Source organism: Microbacterium sp. 13-71-7, assembly GCF_002257455.1.
In the GTDB taxonomy this organism is placed as follows: domain Bacteria; phylum Actinomycetota; class Actinomycetes; order Actinomycetales; family Microbacteriaceae; genus Microbacterium.
Map to the genome: position 1 here is coordinate 1 of NZ_NCKN01000286.1, position 4,439 is coordinate 4,439.

Consider the following 4,439-nt stretch of genomic DNA (forward strand, 5'->3'; position numbering starts at 1 on the left):
CGGCGCCCGAGGCGTACATCCACTACTCGCCGGGCCTCATCGACGACAACGGCCGCGTCACGACGCCCGGGACCGAGGAGTTCCTGCGCCAGTTCATGGCCGCGTTCGCCGAGTTCACCGCCCGCGTGCTGACGGTCATCCCGCAGAGCTGACCCGCTCCGGGGTTCGCCTCCTGACCGCGAGACTCCAACTGGGCGACGAGACTGCGCGCAATAGCTGCAGTCTCGTCGCCCAGTTGGAGTCTCGCGGAAAGAAAAAGCGGGGCCGAGGCGGGGGTCGGGGCCGGGCCGAGGCCGGGCGGGGTCAGGCGGCTTCGAGCTCGTGCGCGTCCATGATCGTGTAGCTGTAGCCCTGCTCCGCGAGGAAGCGCTGGCGGTTCTGCGCGTAGTCCTGATCGACCGTGTCGCGAGCGATCAGCGTGTAGAAGCTGGCCGTGTGCCCGGACTGCTTCGGGCGCAGCAGGCGGCCGAGCCGCTGCGCCTCCTCCTGCCGTGAGCCGAAGGATCCGGAGACCTGGATCGCCACCGAGGCCTCGGGCAGGTCGATCGAGAAGTTCGCGACCTTGGACACCACGAGCAGCTCGATCTCGCCCTCGCGGAACTGGCGGTACAGCTGCTCGCGCTCGTCGACGGGAGTCGCCCCGGTGATCGAGGGGGCGTTCAGGGCCTGGGACAGCTCCTCAAGCTGGTCCAGGTACTGCCCGATCACGAGGATGCGCTCGCCGGGGTGCTTCGCGATGAGCTCGCGGACGGCCGTGATCTTGGCCGGCGCGGAGGCGGCGAGGCGGTAGCGCTCGTCGTCGGTCGCGGCGGCGTACTCCAGCCGGTCGTCCGGCGGCAGGTCCACGCGCACCTCGTAGCAGGCGGCGGGGGAGATGAAGCCCTGCGCCTCGATCTGCTTCCACGGTGCGTCGAAGCGCTTCGGCCCGATCAGGCTGAAGACGTCGCCCTCGCGTCCGTCCTCGCGCACGAGCGTGGCGGTCAGGCCGATCCGGCGCCGCGCCTGCAGGTCCGCGGTGAGCTTGAACACCGGTGCGGGGAGCAGGTGCACCTCGTCGTAGACCACGAGGCCCCAGTCCATCTCGTCCAGCAGCGACAGGTGCGCGTACTGGCCCTTCCGCTTGGCGGTGAGGATCTGGTAGGTCGCGATCGTGACCGGCTTGACCTCCTTCACCTGCCCGGAGTACTCGCCGATCTCCTCGGCGGTCAGACTGGTGCGCTTGATGAGCTCGTCCCGCCACTGCCGCGCGGAGACGGCGTTCGTGACCAGGATCAGCGTGGTCGTCTTGGTCGCGGCCATCGCACCCGCGCCGACGATCGTCTTGCCGGCGCCGCAGGGGAGCACGACGACGCCGGATCCGTCCTTCGCGAACGCGTCGACCGCATCCTGCTGGTAGGGGCGCATCGTCCAGCCGTCCTCGGCCAGGGTGATCTCGTGCGGCGTGCCCGGCGTGTAGCCGGCGAGGTCCTCGGCGGGCCAGCCGATCTTCAGCAGCTCCTGCTTGATCTGCCCGCGGGCCCAGGCGTCGATGACGTAGGTGTCGGGAGAGGGATGTCCCACGAGCAGCGGCTGGATCCGCTTGTTCCCGGCGACCTGCGTCAGCACGGCGGGATCGGTGGAGCGCAGGATGAGCAGGCCCTCGTCGTCCCGCTCGATCACGAGCCTGCCGTAGCGGTTCACGGTCTCGCGGATGTCGACCGACACCGACGGCGGCACCGGGAACCGCGACCAGCGGTCCAGGGTCTCGAGCATGTCCTCGGCCGTGTGGCCGGCCGCGCGGGCGTTCCACAGTCCCAGCCGGGTGACCCGGTAGGTGTGGATGTGCTCGGGTGCGCGCTCCAGCTCGGCGAAGATCGCGAGTTCGTGCCGGGCGCTCTCGGCGTCGGGGTGCGCGACCTCGAGCAGTACGGTGCGGTCGCTCTGGACGATCAGCGGGCCATCAGACATAGCGGATCAGTCTACCGGTTGCCCCAGGGGCGCAGGCGCCCGCCGCAGGGTGCGACCGCCGAGCGGCATCAGGATCCGGTGTCCTCGATCGCGCGGGTGGACAGGATCGAGCGGATGGGCAGGGTGCGCTCGACGTCGCTCGCCCGGTCGCGGCCGCGCAGGCGCCCGCCTCCGAAACCGGTCACCTCGAGCACGAGCTCCCGTGCGGTGCCGTCGGGCATCGCCACCTCGACGGCGAGCACGGCGCGCTGCTTCGCCGCGTGCTCGAGCTCGCGCTCCAGCCAGGCGGCGTCCGCGTCGCCCTCGCGGGCCTTGCGCAGGCGCGCGATGAGCGTCGCATAGCGCTGCGTGTCCGAGGGCGGCGGGGGAGCGCTCTCCGCCGTGGTGCGCACCGGACGCTCGAGGGCGCCCTCGGCGTCCACGAGCGCGGCGGGGTAGTGCTCGTCGGTGAGCGCCCAGAACACGGTGTCGCGGTTGACGCGCGTGGTCAGCACGGTGCCGTCCTCCGCGCTGTCCTCGGCGACGAGGCCCAGCGGACGCAGGGCCTGATCCACGCCGATCGCCTGCAGCAGGTGCGGGTCGCGGCTGCGCACGCGGGTGCGCCCGGTCTCCGCGTCCGTGCCCACCTGGACCTGGCCGTGCCTGTTCGCGCTCTGCGCGAGCAGGTAGCGCAGCGGCTGGGGCACCCCGGTGAGCGAGATCTCCTCGAGGAAGGCCAGGACGCCGTGCTCCGTCTCGCCGGCCGACAGTGCCGTGCTGAGCGAATCCGCGGTGAAGCGGTAGGACGAGGCCTGACTGGCCGACTCCCGCGCCGCCATGCCGCGCAGCCGCAGATCGAGGGCCGGCAGCAGCGGCCCCGGGGCGATCGCGGTGAGGTCGTTCTGCAGGAAGATCCGGTCGACCTCTGCGGGAACGTAGGCGGCGAGGGCGGCAGGATCAGGATCCGCTCCGCGGCGGGGCGCCTCGGCCCACGGCGCCTCGAGGTCTTCGGGGCCGGCTTCGTCGTCCATCACGAGGCCGAGCAGCCGCGCCTGCCGGAGCAGGGCGTCGGTGCGGGCGGGCCAGGCGGGATCCCAGGGATGCTCGTCCGCCCACTCGCGCAGCGGGATCCATCCGCCTTCCGCGGTGCGCAGCACGTCGGGGAGCGCGTCGCGGAAGCCCGAGACCAGCTGAGCCCACCGCTCGGCGCCGGGGAGCCGCAGCCACGCCGCGCCGGCGGCGGAGAGGAGCAACGTGCGATCGATCGGCCGGAGCAGGCCCGCGGCCGTGCCGACCGCCAGCACATCGTCGAGCAGCGCAGGGTCGTCGGGGAGACCGCGTTCGCTCAGACGGCGCTTCTCGGAGAGTCCGACCGTGCCCCCGGCGAGCAGCGCGAGCGGCCCCTCCTCGGCGAGGAGCAGGGCGTCGGCGAGGGTGGCGACCGTGGTGAAGGCCCTTTCGGCCGCGCGCGCCGCCGAGGCCTCATCGCCGTTCCCCGCGAGGGAGCCGGATCTGCCGCTCCCGGCGAGGGGGCCGGATCCCCGGGTCGCGTCGACTGCGGCGTCCGGGGTCTCGCGTCCGGTGACGGCCGCCGCCACCGACGGCGGCAGGGTCGTGCCCGAGGGTGAGAGCAGCGCGAGGTCGCGCAGCGACTCCGCGACCGGACCGGGATCCGCGCCGGCGACGGCCGCCACGAGACCGCCGGCCTCTGCCCTGGTCAGCCGGGGCAGGATGCGCGCCAGCGACGATGGATCCAGCAGCGCCTCCGCGGCGTCGAAGAAGTCGTTCCAGCCGGCCTCGGGGCGCACCTCTCGGCGGCCGAAGAGGGCGGCGAGCTCCTCGTCGGTGCGCGCGGACAGCGCCTCGGCGAGAAGGCGCGCATGGGTGCTCATGGGGAGAACAGCTTGCAGCGGCGTCAGGAGCGCCGCGCTGCGCGGCCTCTCCGTACGAAGCTCATGATGAGCAGCACGATGATCATCACGAACGCGATCGGCAGGCCCCAGAACGGGAACACCCCGACGACCGGCCATGCGCCGTGCGTGAAGTCGGCCTGCTTCATCCCCACCGCGGTCGCGATGATGATCACGAAGAAGCAGATCACGGAGAGTGCGGCCAGCGTCAGTGCGCCGAACGTCAGGAACCGGTCGATCCGGCGGATCTCCGGCTCTGGGGCAGGCTGCCGAGTGCTCATCCGTCCCAGCCTACCCGCTCCGTGACCGGTAGGCTGGTGGGGTGCGGGGCTTCCGCACGCGTCCCGGCCGGATCCGCACGGATCCGGCGCCCGAGTATTGCAGCGAGGTTCTCCCATGCCCACCGGCAAGGTCAGGTTCTACGACGACGAGAAGGGGTTCGGCTTCATCACCACCGATGACGGCCAGGACGTCTTCCTGCACGCCACGTCCCTCCCCGCCGGGTCCGCGGTCAAGGCCGGCACCCGAGTCGAATTCGGTGTCGCCGACGGCAAGCGGGGTCTGCAGGCGCTGTCCGTGCGAGTCCTCGAGGCTCCGGTCAGC

The 4,439-nt window shown here is 72.1% G+C and carries 4 protein-coding genes; 1 reads left to right on the forward strand and 3 read right to left on the reverse strand.

Annotated features, from left to right (window positions below; all coding sequences use genetic code 11):
* Positions 1–303: 303 nt before the first annotated feature.
* The 3 genes from B7X32_RS18795 to B7X32_RS18805 all read right to left on the reverse strand — a co-directional run bounded on the left by B7X32_RS18795 (position 304) and on the right by B7X32_RS18805 (position 4,117).
* Positions 304–1,947: a DNA repair helicase XPB gene (locus tag B7X32_RS18795; protein WP_292723187.1), complete on the reverse strand. Its 1,644-nt coding sequence runs from the start codon at positions 1,945–1,947 to the stop codon at positions 304–306.
* Between the two features lie 68 nt (positions 1,948–2,015).
* Positions 2,016–3,818, reverse strand: coding sequence for a helicase-associated domain-containing protein (locus tag B7X32_RS18800; protein ID WP_292723190.1), 1,803 nt, complete (start codon positions 3,816–3,818; stop codon positions 2,016–2,018).
* 23 nt (positions 3,819–3,841) lie between these two features.
* Complete coding sequence (locus B7X32_RS18805; protein WP_292723193.1) at positions 3,842–4,117, reverse strand: multidrug ABC transporter ATPase; 276 nt, start codon at positions 4,115–4,117, stop codon at positions 3,842–3,844.
* A gap of 115 nt (positions 4,118–4,232) precedes the next feature.
* Here B7X32_RS18805 and B7X32_RS18810 point away from each other — a divergent pair.
* The coding region (locus B7X32_RS18810; RefSeq protein WP_292723196.1) for a cold-shock protein at positions 4,233–4,439 on the forward strand (207 nt) is incomplete at its 3' end.

What these genes read in the sequence shown, in the direction of transcription:
- B7X32_RS18795 (WP_292723187.1), bottom strand. Translation starts at nt 1,947, where the DNA reads ATGTCTGATGGCCCGCTGATCGTCCAGAGCGACCGCACCGTACTGCTC.
- B7X32_RS18800 (WP_292723190.1), bottom strand. Translation starts at nt 3,818, where the DNA reads ATGAGCACCCATGCGCGCCTTCTCGCCGAGGCGCTGTCCGCGCGCACC.
- B7X32_RS18805 (WP_292723193.1), bottom strand. Translation starts at nt 4,117, where the DNA reads ATGAGCACTCGGCAGCCTGCCCCAGAGCCGGAGATCCGCCGGATCGAC.